Origin of the sequence: Citrobacter sp. LUTT5, from assembly GCF_009905315.1 — a bacterium.
Lineage (GTDB): Bacteria > Pseudomonadota > Gammaproteobacteria > Enterobacterales > Enterobacteriaceae > Citrobacter > Citrobacter freundii.
On the sequence record NZ_CP047606.1, the window covers coordinates 1,319,515 to 1,340,829 of the forward strand.

Here is a 21,315-nt window from a genome sequence, read left to right on the forward strand (position 1 = left end):
GCACACCGAAAGCTTAGAAGACGAGAGACTTATGATGGAAATTCTGCGTGGTTCACCTGCACTGTCTGCATTCCGTATTAACAAACTGCTGGCACGTTTTCAGGCTGCCAACCTCCAGGTCCACAATATTTACGCCGAGTACGTCCATTTTGCCGATCTGAATGCGCCGTTAAATGAAGATGAGCACGCGCAGCTTGCACGCCTGCTGAAATATGGTCCTGCTCTGCAAAGCCACGCCCCGGAAGGAAAACTGCTGCTGGTTACGCCTCGCCCTGGCACCATCTCCCCGTGGTCTTCTAAAGCGACTGATATTGCCCACAACTGCGGTCTGCACCAGATTAGCCGCCTGGAACGTGGCATTGCCTGGTATGTAGAAGCCTCTACACTGACCGCTGAGCAATGGCAGATGGTGGCCGATGAACTGCACGACCGCATGATGGAAACGGTTTTCTCTGCGCTGAACGATGCCGAAAAACTGTTTGTCCATCACCAACCGGCGCCGGTCTCCAGCGTTGATCTACTGGGTGAGGGACGTCAGGCGCTGATCGACGCTAACCTGCGTCTGGGTCTGGCGCTGGCGGAAGACGAAATTGACTATCTGCAGGATGCGTTCACCAAACTGGGGCGCAACCCGAACGACATTGAACTGTACATGTTTGCGCAGGCCAACTCCGAGCACTGCCGCCACAAGATTTTTAACGCCGACTGGGTTATCGACGGTAAACAACAGCCTAAGTCGCTGTTCAAGATGATCAAGAATACCTTCGAAACCACGCCGGACCACGTGCTGTCTGCCTATAAAGACAACGCCGCGGTAATGGAAGGTTCTGAAGTGGGCCGCTATTTTGCCGATCACAAAACCGGCCGCTACGATTTCCATCAGGAACCAGCCCACATCCTGATGAAGGTAGAAACTCATAACCACCCGACGGCTATCTCTCCGTGGCCAGGTGCGGCAACCGGCTCCGGCGGAGAAATCCGCGATGAGGGTGCAACCGGTCGTGGTGCAAAACCGAAAGCCGGGCTGGTAGGCTTCTCCGTCTCCAACCTGCGTATTCCTGGCTTTGAACAGCCTTGGGAAGAGGACTTTGGTAAGCCGGATCGTATTGTCACCGCGCTCGACATCATGACTGAAGGCCCGCTGGGCGGCGCGGCGTTTAACAACGAATTTGGTCGCCCGGCGCTGACCGGCTACTTCCGTACCTATGAAGAAAAGGTCAACAGCCATAACGGCGAAGAGCTGCGCGGTTACCATAAACCGATCATGCTGGCAGGCGGGATCGGTAACATCCGTGCCGATCACGTGCAGAAGGGCGAGATCGTCGTTGGCGCCAAGCTGATCGTCCTCGGCGGCCCGGCGATGAACATTGGCCTTGGCGGCGGGGCAGCCTCCTCTATGGCTTCCGGTCAGTCTGATGCCGATCTTGATTTCGCTTCTGTACAGCGTGATAACCCGGAAATGGAACGTCGTTGCCAGGAAGTTATCGACCGTTGCTGGCAGATGGGTGATGCGAACCCAATTCTGTTTATCCATGACGTTGGCGCGGGTGGTCTGTCTAACGCCATGCCGGAGCTGGTAAGCGATGGCGGTCGCGGTGGTAAGTTCCAGCTGCGCGATATCCTCAGCGATGAGCCGGGTATGAGCCCGCTGGAAATCTGGTGTAACGAGTCCCAGGAGCGCTACGTGCTGGCGGTTGCTGCCGATCAATTGCCGCTGTTTGACGAACTGTGTAAGCGCGAGCGCGCGCCGTACGCGGTCATCGGTGAAGCTACCGAAGAACAGCATCTGACCTTGAGCGACAGTCACTTCGACAACCAGCCGATCGACATGCCACTCGATGTGCTGCTGGGTAAAACACCGAAAATGACCCGCGATGTGCAGACGCTGAAAGCCAAAGGCGATGCCCTGAATCGTAGTGAAATCTCGATTGCAGATGCGGTTAACCGCGTGCTGCATCTGCCAACTGTCGCGGAGAAAACGTTCCTCGTGACTATCGGTGACCGTACCGTTACCGGTATGGTGGCGCGTGACCAGATGGTTGGTCCATGGCAGATCCCGGTCGCCAACTGCGCGGTCACTACCGCAAGCCTCGATAGCTACTACGGCGAAGCGATGTCTCTCGGCGAGCGCGCGCCAGTCGCATTGCTCGACTTCTCAGCCTCTGCGCGTCTGGCTGTAGGTGAGGCGCTGACCAACATTGCGGCAACGCAGATTGGCGATATCAAACGCATTAAACTGTCGGCCAACTGGATGGCGGCTGCAGGTCACCCTGGCGAAGACGCCGGACTGTACGAAGCGGTAAAAGCCGTTGGGGAAGAATTATGTCCGGCGCTTGGCCTGACCATTCCGGTGGGCAAAGACTCTATGTCGATGAAAACCCGCTGGCAGGAAGGCAACGAACAGCGTGAAATGACCTCGCCGCTGTCGCTGGTGATCACCGCCTTTGCCCGCGTGGAAGATGTGCGCCACACCATTACCCCGCAGCTTTCAACTGAAGATAACGCCCTGTTGCTGATTGACCTTGGTCTGGGTCACAACGCGCTTGGTGCGACGGCGCTGGCGCAGGTTTACCGTCAACTGGGGGATAAGCCTGCCGATGTGCGTAACGTAGCGCAACTGAAAGGCTTCTACGACGCCATTCAGGCGCTGGTCGCACAACGTAAGCTGCTGGCCTACCACGATCGCTCCGACGGTGGCTTGCTGGTGACGCTGGCGGAAATGGCCTTCACTGGTCACTGCGGTATTGAAGCTGATATCCACTCTCTGGGTGAAGATCGTCTGGCGGCGCTGTTTAACGAAGAGCTGGGCGCGGTGATTCAGGTTCGCGCAGGTGATCGTGAAGCGGTTGAGGCGTTGCTGGCTCAACATGGCCTGGCCGATTGCGTTCACTATCTGGGGAAAGCCGTGCAGGGCGACCGCTTCGTGGTCGAAGCAGATGGTCATGCGGTGTTCAGCGAAAGTCGCACCACGATGCGTATGTGGTGGGCGGAAACCACCTGGCAGATGCAGCGTCTGCGCGATAACCCGGAATGCGCCGATCAGGAACACGACGCTAAAACCAACGATGCCGATCCGGGTCTCAACGTCAAACTGACGTTCGATATTAGCGACGATGTTGCCGCGCCGTATATCGCCACCGGTGTGCGTCCGAAAGTGGCCGTGCTGCGCGAGCAGGGCGTTAACTCCCACGTCGAAATGGCGGCAGCTTTCCACCGTGCGGGCTTTGACGCCATCGATGTACACATGAGCGATCTGCTGGGGGGACGCATCGGCCTGGGTAACTTCCAGGCGCTGGTAGCCTGCGGCGGCTTCTCTTACGGCGATGTACTCGGCGCAGGGGAAGGTTGGGCGAAGTCAATTTTGTTCAACAACCGCGTGCGTGATGAGTTCGAAACCTTCTTCCATCGCCCGCAAACCCTGGCGCTCGGGGTGTGTAACGGTTGCCAGATGATGTCTAACCTGCGTGAGCTAATCCCCGGAAGCGACCTGTGGCCGCGCTTTGTGCGTAACCACTCCGACCGCTTTGAAGCCCGCTTCAGCCTGGTCGAAGTGACGCAAAGCCCGTCTTTACTGCTTGCCGATATGGTGGGGTCGATGATGCCGATTGCCGTTTCTCACGGTGAAGGTCGTGTGGAAGTGCGTGACGGTGCGCATCTGGCTCAGCTTGAGAGCAAAGGTCTGGTGGCACTGCGCTACGTCGATAACTTCGGTAAGGTGACCGAGGCTTACCCGGCTAACCCGAACGGTTCGCCGAACGGTATTACTGCTGTGACCACTGAAAATGGTCGCGTCACCATTATGATGCCGCACCCGGAACGCGTGTTCCGTACCGTGAGCAACTCCTGGCACCCGGAAAACTGGGGCGAGGACAGCCCGTGGATGCGTATCTTCCGCAACGCGCGTAAACAGCTTGGATAATTAGCCTATGATCATCAAGCCCCTCTTGTGAGGGGCTTTTTTTTGTCTGCCGCCTGATAACGCTACGCTTATCAGGCTTACGGGGAAATGCGGTTGTAGGCCGGATAAGGCGTTCACGCCGCTATCCGGCAATAAACTCAGCGCTTGCACCTAAAAGTAAAGTGTCGGGAAATGCCGACATAGGTAAGGTTACATTGTCGCCAAAAAGAGACATTTAATTATTTGATTTAAAACGAATTTATTTTTAAGTGTTACGGGTGTTGCTGATTGGCGACGGTGTGGGCGAAAAATAGACAATATCATTTCTCATATAAATAATCATATTTTCTATATTTATCATTGTGTTAATAAAGTGTTTTGAATATTGGCACAGATGCTGCATAATATTAACCAGTGGCTCATTCACCTTCTTATGTCAGCCCCTTCGGGACGTGCTACATAAACTTCGAATGACGCACAACAAGGTGCCTGCCGTCCAACATCTGATATTAGCGAAGCTCATATCAACCTCCGGGCGAAACGTCGAGTTAGGCACCGCCTTATTCCACAACAAAGCCGGGTTAATCCCGGCTTTGTTGTATCTGGCGTTCCCCTCAGTTAGCATCAACCTATTCCTGTCCATTGAGAGTAACGCCTTGAAGCGCTGGTCAGTTTTCCCCCGATCTTTACGTCAATTGGTGATGTTGGCATTTTTGCTGATCCTGTTGCCGTTGTTAGTTTTGGCCTGGCAGGCATGGCAAAGTCTGAATGCCCTGAGCGCGCAGGCTGCGCTGACGAACCGCACCACGCTGATTGACGCCAGACGCAGTGAAGCGATGACCAATGCTGCGCTGGAGATGGAGCGCAGCTATCGGCAATACTGTGTGCTTGATGACTCAACGTTGGCCAAGGTCTACCAAAGTCAGCGTAAACGCTACAGTGATATGCTGGATGCGCATGCGGGGGTGTTGCCAGATACCAAGCTCTACCAGGCGTTGCGTCAGGATCTTAACGATCTCGCGCAGTTGCAGTGTAAAAACAGCGGCCCTGACAGTGTGTCGGCTGCACGGTTGGAAGCGTTCGCTAATGCCAATACCGAGATGGTGCAAGCGACGCGTACCGTCGTCTTTTCTCGTGGCCAGCAGTTACAGCAGGAAATAGCCGAACGCGGGCAGTTTTTTGGCTGGCAGGCACTGGTGCTGTTTCTCCTTAGCCTGGCGATGGTGCTGTTGTTTACCCGTATGATTATCGGTCCGGTGAAGGGCATCGAACGGATGATCAATCGTCTGGGAGAAGGGCGCTCGCTGGGCGATAGCGTATTATTAACTGGGCCCCGTGAGCTGCGATCCGTGGGGCAGCGTATTATTTGGTTAAGCGAACGCCTCTCCTGGCTTGAGTCGCAGCGGCATCAGTTTTTACGCCATCTTTCTCATGAGCTGAAAACACCGCTGGCGAGTATGCGTGAAGGTACTGAATTGCTGGCCGATCAGGTAGTGGGCCCGTTAACACCGGAGCAAAAAGAGGTGGTCGGCATCCTCGATGACAGCAGCCGCAACTTGCAAAAACTGATTGAGCAGCTTCTCGATTACAACCGCAAGCTGGCGGATGACGAGGCTGAGCTTGAAAGTGTGGAAATCGCGCCGCTGGTGGAAAGCGTTGTTTCTGCGCATAGCCTGCCCGCTCGCGCCAAAATGATACATACTGATGTTGCGCTTGCGGTGAACGCCTGCCTGGCAGAACCGATGCTGTTGATGAGCGTGCTGGACAATCTTTATTCCAATGCGGTGCACTACGGCGCTGAATCCGGTAACATTTGGATCCGCAGCAGTTTGCATGGATCAATGGTATACATCGATGTAATGAATACCGGCACACCGATCCCAGAAGCAGAACAGACCATGATCTTCGAGCCTTTTTTCCAGGGTAGCCATCAGCGAAAAGGGGCGGTAAAAGGAAGCGGGTTGGGGCTAAGCATTGCCAGAGATTGCATTCGCCGTATGCGGGGCAAACTGTATCTGGTTGATGACCATGCGCAAAACGTTTGTTTTCGCATAGAACTGCCGCTAGCTGCTGCGAAAAATCACTAAAATAAACCTAAGTCTGGTGAGTATGCCATACGTTGTTGCCCGAATGCTTAAACGACATTTTCTTCATCGCGTCATCCTTGCAAGCCTGCCGTGCCTGGCACTGGTTGGTTGCGTCCCGAACGCGGTGAATCATATTATCGGCGATCCTTCGCAGGAGAAAATTCCGCCTAATCAACTGGCGGACTACCTTGCAACCGACTGTACGGATATCTGGTCGCTATCTGGCCAGTCCACAGAAACCAACCCGTTGTACTGGCTGCGGGCGATGGACTGTGCCGATCGCATGATGCCGGTACAGGCGCGCAGTGAAGCCAGTGCTCAGCTCACGGATACCTGGCAGGGCGCTTTCAAACGCGGGATCCTGCTTGATAACGCCCGCATTACCCCGCCTGAACGGCGAGAGGCAGTTACGCGTCTCGACGCGTTAAGCCCACAAATTCCGAGTCAGGTTCGACCGCTTTATCAGGCCTGGTTCCGTAATCAAATGTTGCAGTTACAGCTTGCCGAAGAGCGCCTGCGCTACAGTAAGCTCCAGCAGTCGTCAGACAGCGATCTCGATACGCTGCGTCAACAGCAACAGCATTTGCAGTCCCAGCTCGATCTCACGACCCGCAAGCTGGAGAATCTGACCGATATTGAGCGCCAGCTTTCAACGCGCAAACCCGCCGGTAACTACAATCCTGATGCGCCGCACGGGAACGATAAACTCACTATGCCTGATAACGAAGAAGGCGCAGCGCCGTCTGCCGATGAGGTTACGCCATGATAAGCCGTAAGCCCGCGCATCTGCTGTTGGTGGATGACGATCCGGGCCTGTTGAAATTACTTGGAATGCGACTAACCAGCGAAGGCTACAGCGTCGTGACCGCGGAAAGTGGGCAGGAAGGGTTACGGGTACTGAACCGTGAAAAAGTGGATCTGGTTATCAGCGATCTGCGCATGGATGAAATGGACGGCATGCAGCTGTTTACTGAAATCCAGAAAGTGCAGCCGGGCATGCCGGTGATTATCCTGACCGCTCACGGCTCCATCCCGGACGCCGTTGCGGCGACCCAGCAAGGGGTGTTCAGTTTTCTCACTAAGCCAGTCGACAAGGATGCGTTATATCACGCGATTGACGGGGCGCTGGAACAGTCTGCGCCTGCTACTGATGACAGTTGGCGTGAGTCCATAGTCACCCGCAGCCCGCTGATGCTACGTCTGCTGGAACAGGCGCGAATGGTGGCGCAATCGGATGTTAGTGTCTTGATCAACGGCCAAAGCGGAACCGGGAAAGAAGTTTTCGCCCAGGCTATTCACAACGCCAGCCCGCGCAGCCACAAGCCCTTTATTGCCATTAACTGTGGCGCGTTGCCGGAACAACTGCTGGAGTCTGAACTGTTTGGTCATGCGCGTGGCGCTTTTACCGGCGCGGTGAGTAATCGTGAAGGGCTGTTTCAGGCCGCGGAAGGCGGCACGCTGTTTCTCGATGAGATTGGCGATATGCCTGCGCCGTTACAGGTGAAACTGCTGCGCGTATTGCAGGAACGAAAAGTCAGACCGTTGGGCAGTAACCGCGATATCGACATTGATGTGCGGATCGTTTCTGCGACCCACCGCGATTTACCCAAAGCGATGGCTCGGGGCGAATTTCGCGAGGATTTGTACTATCGCCTCAACGTGGTGAGCCTGAAGATCCCTGCGCTGGCCGAGCGTACGGAAGATATTCCGTTGCTGGCGAACCATCTGCTGCGCCAGTCTGCTGAACGGCACAAACCGTTCGTACGCGCCTTTTCAACCGATGCCATGAAGCGGTTAATGACCGCCAGCTGGCCGGGCAACGTGCGTCAGTTGGTAAACGTAATTGAGCAGTGCGTGGCGTTGACCTCTTCGCCAGTGATCAGCGACGCGCTGGTGGAGCAGGCGCTGGAAGGGGAAAACACCGCGCTGCCGACATTTGTTGAGGCGCGTAACCAGTTTGAGCTCAACTATCTGCGTAAGCTGCTGCAAATCACCAAGGGCAATGTGACTCACGCGGCAAGAATGGCGGGGCGCAACCGCACCGAATTCTATAAGTTGCTTTCTCGACACGAGCTGGATGCAAACGATTTCAAAGAATAAATCTGCGGATTATGTTAGCTTTATTCGATTAAAAGACAGGCGACCTTTTCAAGGAATAGCATGAAAAAGATTGATGCGATTATTAAACCCTTCAAGCTGGACGACGTCCGCGAAGCGCTGGCAGAAGTCGGTATCACCGGGATGACGGTAACGGAAGTGAAAGGCTTTGGCCGTCAGAAAGGCCATACCGAGCTGTACCGTGGCGCGGAATATATGGTGGATTTTCTGCCGAAGGTAAAAATTGAAATTGTGGTTACCGACGACATCGTCGATACCTGCGTCGACACCATTATCCGTACTGCCCAGACCGGCAAGATCGGCGATGGTAAGATTTTTGTCTTCGACGTGGCTCGCGTTATTCGTATTCGTACCGGTGAAGAAGACGACGCGGCAATCTAAGCCGCGCCGTTAATTTGTCGGCCTGATAAGCGTAGCGCATCAGGCCGAGTGATTGCCGGATGGCGGCGTAAGCGCCTTATCCGGCCTACTCGCATAATACATTACAAGACTTTATGCGGACCGAAGCATTCGTAATGAATGTTCTCGTTTTTCACGCCCAGGCCGACCAGCTGCTTCGCGGCGAACTGCATGAAACCAACCGGACCGCACAGATAAAACTGCATCGCCGGATCGCTGATTGCGCTTTCCAGCTTGTTCAAATCCATCAGACCTACGCTATCAAACGCACCTTTCGCGCGATCGGCTTCGGTTGGCTCACGATACCACGTGTGCGCACTAAAGCGTGGCAGCGTTTTGCCGAGTTCATTTACTTCATCAGCGAAGGCATGTACATCGCCATTTTCTGCCGCGTGGAACCAGTTAACCTGCGCCGTATGCTTCGCTTTCGCCAACGTGTCCAGCATCGCCAGCATTGGGGTTTGTCCCACGCCTGCGGAGATCAGAGATACCGGGGTGTCGGTCGCGACGTCCATAAAGAAATCGCCCGCAGGTGCGGCCAGGTGAACAATGTCGCCAACATTCGCGTGGTTGTGCAGCCAGGTGGAAACCTGACCACCGTCTTCACGCTTAACGGCAATACGATAGCCTTTGCCGTCAGGTTTACGGGTCAGTGAGTACTGACGAATTTCCTGATGCGGGAAACCTTCCGGCTTTAACCAGACGCCCAGGTATTGTCCCGGATGATATTCAGCTACTGCGCCACCATCGACAGGTTCAAACTCAAAGCTGGTGATCAGTGCACTGCGTGGGGTTTTTGCCACGATGCGGAAAGGACGGGTACCTTCCCAGCCGCCATTTTTATTGGCATTTTCGCTATAGATTTGCGCTTCACGGTTGATGAAAACGTTCGCCAGTACGCCATACGCTTTACCCCACGCATCCAGAACTTCCTGGCCTGGGCTGAACATTTCGTCCAGCGTTGCCAGCAAATGACCACCCACGATGTTGTACTGCTCTGGTTTAATCTGGAAACTGGTATGCTTTTGCGCGATTTTCTCAACCGCTGGCAACAGCGCCGCCAGGTTTTCGATATTGCTGGCATACGCGGCAATCGCGTTAAACAGCGCCTCGCGCTGATCGCCATTACGCTGGTTACTCATGTTGAAAATTTCTTTCAGCTCTGGGTTATGCGTAAACATGCGATCATAGAAATGTGCGGTCAGCTTCGGACCTGTTTCAACCAGCAGGGGAATGGTGGCTTTCACTGTAGCGATGGTTTGTGCGTCAAGCATACGGTCTTCCTTTATCTGAGACTTTAATGATGTATGTCAAATGCATCTTATAAAAAATACCCCTGCATTGTAAATGGTTCTTTGTAACTTTGCGTTGTAAAGGTTACATCGTGAAAAATCTGCATCACAAACCTGAAAAGAAATCCGTTGAAATTCAGCAGACCTTTGTTCTCCAAAGCCTTGCGTGCCGTGAAGGTAATCGTTTGCGTAAAATCCTTTGTCAAGACCTGTTATCGAAGAATGATTCGGTTATACTGTTGGCCGTCGTCCAACGGGACTGCCTTTTTAGGCCGAAATTCTATTGTTAGCTGAGTCAGGAGATGCGGATGTTAAAGCGTGAAATGAACATTGCCGATTATGATGCCGAACTGTGGCAGGCTATGGAGCAGGAAAAAGTACGTCAGGAAGAGCACATCGAACTGATCGCCTCCGAAAACTACACCAGCCCGCGTGTTATGCAGGCGCAGGGTTCTCAGCTGACCAACAAATATGCTGAAGGTTATCCGGGCAAACGCTACTACGGCGGTTGCGAGTACGTTGATATCGTTGAGCAACTGGCTATCGATCGTGCAAAAGAGCTGTTTGGCGCTGACTACGCTAACGTACAGCCGCACTCTGGTTCTCAGGCTAACTTCGCTGTTTACACCGCTCTGCTGCAACCGGGTGATACCGTTCTGGGTATGAACCTGGCACAAGGCGGCCACCTGACTCACGGCTCCCCGGTTAACTTCTCCGGCAAACTGTACAACATCATCCCTTACGGTATTGATGAGTCCGGCAAAATTGACTACGAAGACATGGCGAAGCAGGCCAAAGAGCACAAACCGAAGATGATCATCGGTGGCTTCTCTGCTTACTCCGGCGTTGTTGACTGGGCAAAAATGCGTGAAATCGCTGACAGCATCGGTGCATACCTGTTCGTCGATATGGCGCACGTTGCGGGGCTGATTGCCGCAGGCGTTTATCCGAACCCGGTTCCACACGCACACGTTGTGACCACCACCACCCACAAAACCCTGGCGGGTCCACGCGGTGGCCTGATCCTGGCGAAAGGCGGTGACGAAGAGCTGTACAAAAAACTGAACTCTGCTGTGTTCCCAAGCGCGCAGGGCGGCCCGCTGATGCACGTGATCGCAGCGAAAGCCGTGGCGCTGAAAGAAGCGATGGAGCCTGAGTTCAAGGTTTACCAGCAGCAGGTTGCTAAAAACGCCAAAGCGATGGTGGAAGTGTTCCTGAACCGTGGTTACAAAGTGGTTTCTGGCGGTACTGAAAACCACCTGTTCCTGCTGGATCTGGTTGATAAAAACCTGACCGGTAAAGAAGCTGATGCCGCGCTGGGCCGCGCTAACATCACCGTTAACAAAAACAGCGTACCGAACGATCCGAAGAGCCCGTTTGTGACTTCCGGTATCCGTATCGGTTCTCCGGCAATCACTCGCCGTGGCTTCAAAGAAGCGGAAGCGAAAGAGCTGGCTGGCTGGATGTGTGACGTGCTGGACAACATCAATGACGAAGCCGTAATCGAGCGCGTCAAAGGTAAAGTTCTGGATATCTGCGCACGCTTCCCGGTTTACGCGTAAGCCATACTGATTGCTGGATGGCGGTGTAAACACCTTATCCGGCCTACAGGTAACTCACATGTAGGCCGGATAAACGAAGTGCCATCCGGCAGTTATATTGACTTAAGCAAGATTGTTTCATCGACTAAAGCCGCCATTGGTGGCTTTTTCTTTGCCTGAATCCATTTTCTCAATAAACGTATTTCTCGGCCCTGATTCAACGTTACTGCGCCGACAATCACACCATCCTGCAGGTTAAACCATATTGCTTTATGCGCATCTGAATTGCCGCGTATGAACCAGCTTTCTCCCTGCATTTCGCCAACAAATTGTAGGTTGTCATTAAATTGGTCGGTCCAGAACCAGTCTGGTGTCTTCTCCGGCAACGGCAGATTTAGCATTGCGGCGGCGGCAATCTGTGCCTGAAAATTGGCGTTTTCCCAGCTTTCCATGCGTACTAACGAACCGTCGGGCTTGCGCGTTATCGCTACGTCACCGGCGGCGAAAATGTCCGGATCGGAGGTGGTGCAGGCGCTATCAACGATAATGCCGTTCGCCGTCTCCAGCCCCGCTTCGCGGGCCAGCGCATCATTCGCCACGATACCGATGCCGTAAACCATCGCATCGGCCAGCAGCGTCTCGCCGTTTTGCAGGGTGAGCGAGAGACTCTCTCTCGCTTCGGCGTGTTCAATGGCGCTGTTGAGTAACACCCGCACGCCCGCCTGCTGGTGGCGGGCAAGCAGGTAGTCGCGCACCGGAGCAGGCGCGTTACGGCCCATGACCGTTGGTGCCAGCTCCACCACCGTCACCTGACAGCCTCGTTGAGTCGCGCTGGCCGCCAGTTCCAGACCAATGGTGCCCGCACCGACAATGACAATCGACTTACCCGGCAACAAAGTGTCGCGCAGGCGCTCGGCATCAGCGGCATGACGCAGAGTAAAGCATCGATCGCCCAGCTTATCCAACAGCGGAAGGGGGCGTGCCGCAGCGCCCGTCGCAATCAGTAGCCGATCCCACGGATAACTCTGACCATCAGCCAGCACCAACTGATGCGTTTGGCGGCCGAGCGTCTGTACAGTAACACCCAGATGCAGCTGTACGTTGTGTTCCCGCCACCAGCCAGCGGGGAGTATCGGCTGAAGTTGCGGATTGTCGTCCAGCAGCATCGCTTTGGAGAGCGGTGGGCGTTCATAGGGCAGATGCTGCTCATCGGAAAACAGGTGTAATTCGCCGTCAAATCCCTGCTGGCGCAGTGCGGCGGCAGCCATAGCAGCAGCCTGACCGCCGCCGACGATAGCGATAGTTTTTTGGTTCATAACGCCTCCTCAGAGATCCAGTCCGGCGGCAACGTGACGAATACCGCGAATACCCAGACCGGCGTCGGCATTGATCATTACGCCACTTAATGTGCGGTTGTTGCGTTTTGACGCCAGCATCACATACGGGCCGGTAAAATCCGCAGGTTCAGGGAAGAACTGTAGCGGCAAAATAGCGGCGATTTTTTCCGGTGTCAGCGACTGCATAATCGATGTATCGTTTTGTCCCAACGCCTGCGGGCCGCGTAGATCTGTCGCCATACCGCACGGACCGACACCGTTAACACGTACCTTTGGCGCCAGCTCGTAGGCCAACTGGCGAATCAGCCCGGTAGCTGCATGTTTAGAGGCGGTATACAACGGCCCGCCGCCGCCGGGATACCACGACGCATTGGACAGGGTAAAGATGATGCTGCCTTCGCTGGCGATAAGTGCCGGGGCGCAGGCTTTCGCCCCCAGCAGATAACCCAGCACGTTGACGTTAAACAGCTCATGAAAGCCGCTCTCCAGTGCGTCTGCAGGCGTATTGACCAGCGAGGCGTTGTGATCCCATATGCCCGCATTACCGATAAAACAGTCCAACGTACCGTAATTCATCAGGATTTGATCCACCGCGCGCTGATAGTCGGCGTAGCAGGTGACGTTGCCTTCGATTGCCAGTACATGTTCGCCAAAGCGCTGACGCAGACTGGCGACTTTAGCTGGCGACAGTTCCAGCGTGGCGACCCGCGCACCTTCTTCGATGAAACGCTCGACCAGCGCCAGGCCAAGGCCGGAGCCGCCGCCAGTGATAAAGACCACGTTATCGCGTAAATCGCTCATCTGGCGTCCTCCGGAATATCAACAAACACATCGCTACCGTCCACATATACTGCGTAGGTGGTTAGCGGATCGGTGGCGGGTAAACACAACGCCTTGCCGGTTTTCAGGCAGAAGCTGGCGGCATGCAGTGGGCATTCCACCGTAGCGTCGTCTTCCAGATAACCTTCCGACATCGAGGCGTTACCGTGGCTACAGCGATCGTTAATGGCATAGAACTCGCCGCCAACGTTGAACAGCGCGATGACGGGCGAGGTATCAAGCCGGAGCGCTTCACCCTCCGGCAAATCCCCTACAGGGCAGGCAAATACACGGCTCATCAGAACAGTACACTCAGGTTATGGGAGGTGATCACCGCTTGATCCAGCACGATCTCACGCGCCAGTAAGCGCCACTCATCGCCGGGCAAACGACGGACTTTGTCCACGCGCGTGCCGACGTAAAAGGTTTCATCGCGCTCTTTTTGCGCGCGATACAGCAGATAGTTGAGGCGCACCGCGAACACGTCGGGCACGTCGGTTTCGCTGATTTGTAAGTTGCTAATCAGATGACGGGTACGCGACGGCGGCTCTTCCGCCCAGGCCATGCCGGTTTCCAGCCGCGCGATGCGGCGCTCAAGCTGGTCTTTGTTGTCGTTGAAAATCCAGGTGGTCGGCGGCTGCACGCCTTTGCGACGGTCGCGCGTCTGGGCGTTCACCGTGGTACGCATGGTGTAGCGAATGTCGTCATCCAGCTGCGCCAGCCAGTCGCGAAACTGCCAGTCGTCGAGCATACGCGCTTCTTCATACAGAAACTGGCTGATGCGATGATGCAGTTCAAGAGAAACTAAAGCGCTCATTTCATCACCTCCTGCTGGTAGGCGGCGGTTTTCTTGTGCACTTCCTGCCAGCTTTCGCTGCTGAGCAAATCGGCCCAGCGTTGGTACATGCCACGCGCGGCGGTTTCCGAAAAGATGTAGTTGGTGATCCCCGGAATGCCGTCTTCACGGCGTTTCTCCTGGCCAAGCCCCATTTCCAGACACAATTTCGTGTTGCGTGCGCGATGACCTTTCAGCAGTTTTTGAATTTCACACCAGTTTTCCGAGTCGTCCTGCTCCAGGAACCCGGCGGGGCCAAAAGCCCGCGTGGCGCTGTTTTCAAACGCGGCTTTCACTTCATCAGAGGCGGCTTTATCGGTAATACAGAACGCCCACACCTCAACCTGATCCGGCCCACGCGGGTGCCAGACGCGCAGCGTGGCGGTACCGTTGAGCCAGGAAAGCGTGGGGAAAATGTTGTTGTGACCGGCCAGACGCAGGGCGCGAACTTTACCCAGACGCTGCTCGGCTTCCGCGTAGGTGTCGCGGTAGTAGCTGGAGACCTCACCGTCGACCCAGACGTTGGCATCGGGATTCTCAGTAAAGAAAAATCCGCTGCCGTGCCCATCCTGACCGAACTGTAGCGCGTCTTTGGCGGTTTCCCACACCGGGCGGGCGGTCTGACCATCGCCGAGGCGCTTATCGCTACCGTCGTCTTTCGCTCCCAGCACCTGCACCGCAGAGGCATGGCTGAACAGCGCGTGATACTGGTCGCTGGCAAACTGTTCGGCGGGGAATTTCCAGTTACAATCGATGGTCCACTTTTGTACGCCACCGACGATTTCGGTGCCGCCTTCACGACGATCGAGTACGCCGTCGAGATACCAGGCGATGTCGCCGAGATAATCGCCAAGCGCAGGCGCGGAGGTATCCCAGTTACCGAAAATCAGTCCCTTGTAGCTCTCTACGCCAGGCACTTCGTTCAGCCCCCAGTGCGATTTGCATAAACCTTGCGGATAAGCGCGCGGCTCCAGCGGGACGTCGATCAACTCGCCGTTAATACCGTACGACCAGCCGTGATACGGGCAGGTAAAGGCGCGGGTATTGCCGCAGTCGGCGTAGCTGACGCGCATCGCACGGTGGCGACACTGGTTGAGAAACGCTTTGATGCTGCCGTCTTTCTGGCGAACCACCACCACCGCATCCTCGCCCATGTAGGTGTTAAAAAAATCACCGGGTTTAGGGATTTGGCTTTCGTGGGCGAGAAATAGCCAGCAGCGTCCGAAGATGCGTTCCAGCTCCAGTTGGTAAATTTCAGGGTCGGTATAAATTCGTGGGGTTACGCGACCGTTTTGCGTGTCGATCAGTTGGTAGATGTCTAAATTTGAGGGTGTGGTCATATTTTTTAATCCTGAAAGCTAAGATGTATTGACCTTCTTTTTTTGTACCCTAAGGATGTTGCTGGTTAGTTATCAATCTGTGAAATAGTAAATTTCTACCAGTTGAGACATTTTTTCGATAACAAGGAGCAGGGCATGGAACTGAGGCACTTACGCTATTTCGTAGCAGTGGCGCAGGCGCTGAATTTCACCCGAGCGGCAGAAAAGCTGCATACCTCTCAGCCGTCATTAAGCAGCCAGATCCGCGATCTTGAAACCTGCGTGGGCGTTTCGTTGCTGGTGCGGGATAAACGAAAAGTTGCGCTGACGGCGGCCGGTGAGTGCTTTTTACAGGATGCGCTGGCGATCCTCGAACAGGCGGAAAACGCCAAAGTTCGTGCCCGTAGAACGGTGCAGGAAGATAATCATTTCTCCATTGGCTTTGTCCCTTCCGCAGAGGTCAATCTGTTACCGAAGGTGCTGCCTTTGTTTCGTTTAAAACAACCGGATACGCACATTGAACTGGTGAGTCTGATCACCACCGAGCAGGAAGAGAAGATCCTCAGCGGAGAGCTGGACGTTGGCTTAATGCGCCACCCGGTGTACAGCCCGGATCTCGATTATCTGGAGCTGATTCATGAGCCGTTGGTAGTTGTGTTACCGGTGAATCATCCGTTAGCTGATGAGCAGGCAATCTCCGCAGAACAACTACACGGCGTGAATTTTGTCAGCACCGATCCGGCCTATTCCGGCGCGTTAGCGATGATTGTCAAAAACTGGTTTCAGCAGCAAAAAAGCCAGCCTAACATTGTGCAAGTGGCAACCAACATTCTGGTGACCATGAACCTGGTCGGCATGGGGTTGGGGGTGACTTTGATACCCGGTTATATGAATAATTTTAATACCGGACAGGTGGTTTTTCGGCCAATTATTGGTGATGTCCCAACCATCGCGTTGCTGATGGCGTGGAAAAAAGGATCGCTCAAACCGGCACTGACCGATTTTATCGCCACGGTACATGAACGTTTGGCCGTGAGTCTGACGGTGTAATGGTTACAACTCGCTGAGCTGTGACTCGACATACAGATAGCCAATTCCCATGAGTTGCTGGGCACGATTGAGCTGGCCGAAGCTTATCTGAGTCGCTCTGGCGCGCGGGTTATCACCGTGATCAAACGGGTTAAACCCAGTTTGCTGCACCAAGGTATTGAGCCAGCTATCGCCAAAAGCACAGCTACGACCGTACAACCATATCTGATTAATATTCAGTATATTCAGAAAGTTATATAAACTAAGCCCAATGGCGCTGGCGGCATGCTCGGCCCAGGCCTGAATACGAACATCACCGTTCTGCCAGGCAGTAATAAGCTGGTCGGTGGTGAGCGTTTCCGGATCGTAAAGGGACGTCGGCTGCGATTTCATCCACACGCGGGCCTGTTTTTTCAACGCGCTCAATGATGCCACCGTTTCCAGACAGCCATAGCGACCGCAGTCACAGGCAATTCCATCGGGATGAACGATGGTGTGTCCAATCTGGCCGCTGCCATACAGACTACCGCGCCAGATATTGTCGTTAATCACAAACGATGAGCCGATACCGTAATCAACGTTAATCACGCAAAAATCACCGTTAGCCGCTGGGTTTTGCCATTTTTCGGCCAGCGCCAGCATCACACAGTCATTGTCCAGGCGGACCTGTACGCCAAGCATCTCTTCCAGCAGATATTTTATTTCCACCGGTGTTTTCCACGGGGCCTGGGGCATGGTTTTTGATGCGCCGGTGATCGGATCAACCTGGCCGTGAACGCCGAGCGCCAGATTAATCGTGACCTCGGGAAATTGTCGACGGTATTCCCGCCAGTGTGCAGCCAGGGCTGACAGCAGCGCTTTGGGGGTTTCCGGCTTAATGACTTCATGACGCCAGTCGCCGATGGCAACCAGCCGTGCGTCCGCCAGTTGGCTGGTGATACTGGTAGGGGTGACGTTGATACATAGCGTCCATGCGCCTTTTTCTGGCAAATGATAGCTGCCGCTGCTCAAACCGCGCTGGCTTAAGGTTTTTCGCGAATGACTGATCCTCCCCTCATCCATTAGCTCTTCGAGGATATTGCTGACCGCCGGGATCGACAGGCTGGTGAGCTGCGCCAGCTGTGACTTGCTGAGCTGCTTTTCCCGCCACAGGTGCGACAAAAAGATCTGCTTATTCGCCTGACGAACCCTGGCGTTGTTGAACCCCGAACGCTGCATTCACTTAACTCCCTTAACTATATTGCGTGAGCATTGCGCATTTTAGCGCCACTTAACTGCCGCAGAATAGCATCAAGTTGAATTTTTACTTTTGCTTATTGAGTGGAGAGCGGCATGTACGGTTCAGTTAAAGTCTGGCAAGAAACGATAACCCTCCCAACGTGGACGGCGGGTGAAGAAGATGCCAACCCAATGTTTCTGGAAAAGCGGGTTTACCAGGGATCTTCTGGCGCGGTGTATCCGTATGGCGTGATTGATACGCTGACCGGCAAACGTGAAATGCGCGACTATCAGGCGGTGTGGATGGAGAATGACTTCATTCGCGTCATGCTGTTGCCGGAGTTAGGTGGGCGTATTCATCGTGCGTATGACAAAGTACAGCAGCGCGATTTTGTCTACTACAACGAAGTGGTGAAGCCCGCTCTGGTTGGTTTGCTTGGGCCGTGGATCTCTGGTGGCATTGAATTTAACTGGCCGCAGCATCATCGCCCAACCACTTTTATGCCAGTCGATTTTACGCAGCAGCAGGGTGAGCATGGCGAATATACCGTATGGATGGGTGAGATAGAACCTATGCGCGGTTTACAGGTGATGACCGGATTTACGCTGTATCCGGATCGCGCCCTGATCGAGATAACCGGGAAGGTGTTTAACGGTAACGCTACGCCGCGCCATTTTTTATGGTGGGCGAATCCAGCGGTGAAGGGCGGCGACGATCACCAGAGCGTGTTTCCGCCGGATGTGACCGCAGTATTTGACCACGGTAAGCGTGATGTTTCTGCGTTTCCTATCGCCACCGGCACATACTATAAAGTGGACTACTCGGCTGGCGTGGATATCTCGCGCTACAACAACGTGCCGGTACCGACCTCCTACATGGCTGAAAAATCAGATTATGATTTTGTTGGCGCATGGCATCACGGTGAGCGAGGCGGGCTGCTACATGTGGCTGACCACCACGTTTCGCCAGGGAAAAAACAGTGGACCTGGGGCTATGGCGACTTTGGCGTTGCCTGGGATCGTAACCTTACCGATGACAACGGTCCTTATATTGAACTGATGACCGGGGTCTTTACTGACAACCAGCCGGATTTTACCTGGCTTGCGCCGTACGAAGAGAAAGTCTTCGTACAAAACTTCCTGCCCTACAGCGAACTGGGCATGGTGCAAAACGCCAGTACGCAGTTGGCGCTTCGTCTGGTACGTGAGAGTAACCAGCTTTCTGTGGGCGTTTATGCCATTGCGCCGCTGCACGACGTGCAGATTACGCTTTCTGCCGATGGACAACCGTTCTATGAGCATACGCTGACCCTGGAGCCCGGACAAAGCTGGCTGGCTGATGTGTCTGACGATAACCATGCGCGGGTAACGATGACTGTCACTGGCGCCGATGGCACTACGCTTTTGCAGTACGAAGAGCACATCGCGCAAGAGTTACCACTGCCATCGGCGGCCGTCGCGCCAGCGCTGCCAGAAGCGCTTTCTAATACCGATGAACTCTATTTTATTGGTCAGCATCTGGAGCAGTACAACCATGCCAGCCGCTATGCCGAAGATTATTATCGCCGCGCGCTGGACGTTGATCCGCTGGACTACCGCAATAATGTGGCCCTGGGGACGCTGGCGCTAAACCGCGCGGACTGGGCGCTGGCGGCACAATGTGCCGGCAAGGCGCTGGAGCGGGCGCATAAGCTCAATAAAAATCCGCGTGATGGCGAGGCGAGTATGCTGCTGGCCGCCGCACAGGAACGTCAGGGCGATGATGACAGCGCGTGGGATAATTATTATAAGGCCAGCTGGAGCGGCAACTGCCGGGATGCGGCTTTCTGGTCGTTAGCGCGTCTGGCGATGAAGCGTCAGGACTACGCTGGCGCATTGGAAAAGGTGGAGCAGAGCCTGCGCTTTAACGGTAGTAATAACCTGGCGATGGGGCTGAAAGCGCTGGCGCTGGCAAAGCTTGATCGCAATGCGCAAGCGCTGGACTACATTCGCCAACAGCTGGTGGATTATCCGCTGAGCTATACCCTGCATTATGCACGCTGGGCAATCTGCCAGGACGAAGCGACAGCGCTTGCGCTGATCTCGATTACCGGGCGTCGCGGGACCAACGCGTGTGAACTGGCAGGCTGGCTGACCTCTTTGGGGCAAAAGGATGCTGCCCGTGGCGTGCTGGAACTGCTCGACAGCCAGGAAACGCTGCCGATGCTGTGGCGCGCCTCGCTGAGCGATAATCCACAACCCTTCATTGAACGTGCTCGTGAGTGTCTGCAAAACCGCGTGCGTTTCCCCAATACGCTGGATGAAGTGCAGATGCTGCAAACTCTTGAGCAAAGCGCTTTTGCCCGCTATTTACTCGGCTGTTTCTGGTACAGCAAACGGCGTTATGCCGAGGCGGTTTCCTGCTGGCAGTTCACGCTTGCGCAGGAAGCGGATTTCGCTCCGGCGCATCGTTTACTGGGGATTTACGCCTGGAACAAACTGCACGATGCGCAGCAGGCGAAACAGTATCTGTCGCAAGCCGTGGCGCTGGAGCCGCAAAATGCCCGCTTCCTGTTTGAACTCGACTATCTCAACAAGCTGATGGCACAACCGGCTGAACAGCGCCTGCAGCGGCTGGAAGCCAGTAAAGAGATTGTCTTCCTGCGTGATGATCTGACGGTGGAACTGCTCAGCTTGTGGAATGGGTTGGGGCGCTATGACGATGCCGCCGCAGTATTACGTGAGCGGGTGTTCCATCCGTGGGAAGGCGGTGAAGGTAAAGCCACCGGGCAATATCTGCTTAATCAATTACATCGTGCGCTGGCTGCCGTGCAGTCCGGCGACCCGCAAACTGCTATTACGCAACTGCAACAGGCGCTGCACTATCCGCAAAACCTCGGGGAAGGCCGTTTGCCAGGGCAAACGGATAACGACATCTGGTATTTGCTGGGGTATTGCGCGCAGCTGCAAGGCCATTTCGAAGAATCTCAGCGCTACTTCTCCCGTGCGACGCGCGGCGGAAGCTCACTGGATGCCGGACGTTACTATAACGACCAGCCAGTGGACTATCTCTTCTGGCAGGGTATGGCGCAGAGAAAACTTGGCGATGATGCAGAGGCGGACGCTCTGTTCAATAGCTTCCTGCAATGGGTTGAGTCGCATCACGACAACGTGCCGGATGTCGATTTCTTTGCCGTATCGCTACCCGACCTGGTGGTGCTGGATACCTCAGCACAAGCAAAACACCAGCAACACTGCCTGTTTATCAATGCGCTCGGGCATCTGGGGCTAGGAAATAGCGCCGCCTGTCAGCGTGAACTTGATGAACTCCTGCAACTCAATCCGGCACATGACAAGGCATTACTGCTGCGTCACGCCATTAACGTAAGGCTTTTCCAGTAACACCCGAAACGGGTGGGGGATAACCTCACCCGAAACCTACTG

General features: G+C 54.8%; 15 protein-coding genes. 8 read left to right on the forward strand and 7 right to left on the reverse strand.

Annotation, left to right across the window (positions count from 1 at the left end):
- The first annotated feature begins 31 nt into the window (after positions 1–31).
- From purL to glnB, 5 genes are all read left to right on the forward strand, one after another.
- Positions 32–3,919 (forward strand): phosphoribosylformylglycinamidine synthase, encoded by a 3,888-nt coding sequence (purL, locus tag GUC46_RS06255; RefSeq protein ID WP_160179930.1) that lies wholly within the window; start codon positions 32–34, stop codon positions 3,917–3,919.
- A 635-nt stretch (positions 3,920–4,554) separates the two neighbouring features.
- Positions 4,555–5,985: a two component system sensor histidine kinase QseE/GlrK gene (gene qseE / locus GUC46_RS06260; RefSeq protein WP_003037614.1), complete on the forward strand. Its 1,431-nt coding sequence runs from the start codon at positions 4,555–4,557 to the stop codon at positions 5,983–5,985.
- A gap of 22 nt (positions 5,986–6,007) precedes the next feature.
- Positions 6,008–6,751 (forward strand): two-component system QseEF-associated lipoprotein QseG, encoded by a 744-nt coding sequence (qseG, locus tag GUC46_RS06265; protein ID WP_003037617.1) that lies wholly within the window; start codon positions 6,008–6,010, stop codon positions 6,749–6,751.
- Positions 6,751–8,085, forward strand: a complete 1,335-nt coding sequence (gene glrR, locus GUC46_RS06270) for a two-component system response regulator GlrR (protein ID WP_304502307.1) — start codon at positions 6,751–6,753, stop codon at positions 8,083–8,085. The genes qseG and glrR overlap by 1 nt, the downstream gene beginning before the upstream one ends.
- A 60-nt stretch (positions 8,086–8,145) precedes the next feature.
- Positions 8,146–8,484, forward strand: a complete 339-nt coding sequence (glnB, locus tag GUC46_RS06275) for a nitrogen regulatory protein P-II (RefSeq protein WP_002914032.1) — start codon at positions 8,146–8,148, stop codon at positions 8,482–8,484.
- Positions 8,485–8,585: 101 nt separating this feature from the next.
- Here the strand turns inward: glnB and hmpA are convergent, their stop codons facing one another.
- Positions 8,586–9,776: an NO-inducible flavohemoprotein gene (hmpA, locus tag GUC46_RS06280; protein ID WP_016150774.1), complete on the reverse strand. Its 1,191-nt coding sequence runs from the start codon at positions 9,774–9,776 to the stop codon at positions 8,586–8,588.
- A 326-nt stretch (positions 9,777–10,102) separates the two neighbouring features.
- Here hmpA and glyA point away from each other — a divergent pair, with 326 nt between their 5' ends.
- Positions 10,103–11,356, forward strand: coding sequence for a serine hydroxymethyltransferase (gene glyA / locus GUC46_RS06285; protein WP_003037627.1), 1,254 nt, complete (start codon positions 10,103–10,105; stop codon positions 11,354–11,356).
- Between the two features lie 92 nt (positions 11,357–11,448).
- On the opposite strand, the gene hcaD is transcribed toward glyA, so the two are convergent.
- The 5 genes from hcaD to hcaE are packed head-to-tail and all read right to left on the reverse strand — an operon-like array spanning position 11,449 to position 15,666.
- Positions 11,449–12,651 carry a phenylpropionate dioxygenase ferredoxin reductase subunit gene (hcaD, locus tag GUC46_RS06290; RefSeq protein WP_160179932.1) on the reverse strand — a complete coding sequence of 401 codons (1,203 nt, stop codon included), beginning with the start codon at positions 12,649–12,651 and terminating at the stop codon, positions 11,449–11,451.
- A 9-nt stretch (positions 12,652–12,660) separates the two neighbouring features.
- The gene (gene hcaB, locus GUC46_RS06295) at positions 12,661–13,473 is read right to left on the reverse strand and encodes a 3-phenylpropionate-dihydrodiol/cinnamic acid-dihydrodiol dehydrogenase (RefSeq protein WP_003037631.1); all 813 of its coding nucleotides are present in this window, start codon (positions 13,471–13,473) and stop codon (positions 12,661–12,663) included.
- The gene (gene hcaC, locus GUC46_RS06300; protein ID WP_003847084.1) at positions 13,470–13,790 is read right to left on the reverse strand and encodes a 3-phenylpropionate/cinnamic acid dioxygenase ferredoxin subunit; all 321 of its coding nucleotides are present in this window, start codon (positions 13,788–13,790) and stop codon (positions 13,470–13,472) included. Before hcaC ends, hcaB begins: the two co-directional genes overlap by 4 nt.
- Positions 13,790–14,308, reverse strand: a complete 519-nt coding sequence (hcaF, locus tag GUC46_RS06305) for a 3-phenylpropionate/cinnamic acid dioxygenase subunit beta (protein ID WP_016150770.1) — start codon at positions 14,306–14,308, stop codon at positions 13,790–13,792. The genes hcaC and hcaF overlap by 1 nt, the downstream gene beginning before the upstream one ends.
- Positions 14,305–15,666, reverse strand: a complete 1,362-nt coding sequence (gene hcaE, locus GUC46_RS06310) for a 3-phenylpropionate/cinnamic acid dioxygenase subunit alpha (RefSeq protein ID WP_003037637.1) — start codon at positions 15,664–15,666, stop codon at positions 14,305–14,307. The genes hcaF and hcaE overlap by 4 nt, the downstream gene beginning before the upstream one ends.
- Before the next feature lie 135 nt (positions 15,667–15,801).
- On the opposite strand from hcaE, the gene hcaR reads away from it, so the two are divergent.
- A complete protein-coding gene (gene hcaR, locus GUC46_RS06315; protein ID WP_032949800.1) occupies positions 15,802–16,695 on the forward strand; it encodes a DNA-binding transcriptional regulator HcaR in 894 nt (297 codons plus the stop codon).
- A 3-nt stretch (positions 16,696–16,698) separates the two neighbouring features.
- Here the strand turns inward: hcaR and GUC46_RS06320 are convergent, their stop codons facing one another.
- The gene (locus GUC46_RS06320) at positions 16,699–17,892 is read right to left on the reverse strand and encodes an ROK family transcriptional regulator (RefSeq protein WP_003037640.1); all 1,194 of its coding nucleotides are present in this window, start codon (positions 17,890–17,892) and stop codon (positions 16,699–16,701) included.
- Between the two features lie 114 nt (positions 17,893–18,006).
- Here GUC46_RS06320 and GUC46_RS06325 point away from each other — a divergent pair, with 114 nt between their 5' ends.
- Complete coding sequence (locus GUC46_RS06325; protein ID WP_160179934.1) at positions 18,007–21,273, forward strand: DUF5107 domain-containing protein; 3,267 nt, start codon at positions 18,007–18,009, stop codon at positions 21,271–21,273.
- Positions 21,274–21,315: the final 42 nt, after the last annotated feature.

Bases quoted from the DNA above. Each gene is read 5' to 3' on its own strand.
- purL (WP_160179930.1), top strand. From the start codon at position 32: ATGATGGAAATTCTGCGTGGTTCACCTGCACTGTCTGCATTCCGTATT.
- qseG (WP_003037617.1), top strand. From the start codon at position 6,008: ATGCCATACGTTGTTGCCCGAATGCTTAAACGACATTTTCTTCATCGC.
- glnB (WP_002914032.1), top strand. From the start codon at position 8,146: ATGAAAAAGATTGATGCGATTATTAAACCCTTCAAGCTGGACGACGTC.
- hmpA (WP_016150774.1), bottom strand. From the start codon at position 9,776: ATGCTTGACGCACAAACCATCGCTACAGTGAAAGCCACCATTCCCCTG.
- glyA (WP_003037627.1), top strand. From the start codon at position 10,103: ATGTTAAAGCGTGAAATGAACATTGCCGATTATGATGCCGAACTGTGG.
- hcaD (WP_160179932.1), bottom strand. From the start codon at position 12,651: ATGAACCAAAAAACTATCGCTATCGTCGGCGGCGGTCAGGCTGCTGCT.
- hcaB (WP_003037631.1), bottom strand. From the start codon at position 13,473: ATGAGCGATTTACGCGATAACGTGGTCTTTATCACTGGCGGCGGCTCC.
- hcaC (WP_003847084.1), bottom strand. From the start codon at position 13,790: ATGAGCCGTGTATTTGCCTGCCCTGTAGGGGATTTGCCGGAGGGTGAA.
- hcaF (WP_016150770.1), bottom strand. From the start codon at position 14,308: ATGAGCGCTTTAGTTTCTCTTGAACTGCATCATCGCATCAGCCAGTTT.
- hcaE (WP_003037637.1), bottom strand. From the start codon at position 15,666: ATGACCACACCCTCAAATTTAGACATCTACCAACTGATCGACACGCAA.
- hcaR (WP_032949800.1), top strand. From the start codon at position 15,802: ATGGAACTGAGGCACTTACGCTATTTCGTAGCAGTGGCGCAGGCGCTG.
- GUC46_RS06320 (WP_003037640.1), bottom strand. From the start codon at position 17,892: ATGCAGCGTTCGGGGTTCAACAACGCCAGGGTTCGTCAGGCGAATAAG.
- GUC46_RS06325 (WP_160179934.1), top strand. From the start codon at position 18,007: ATGTACGGTTCAGTTAAAGTCTGGCAAGAAACGATAACCCTCCCAACG.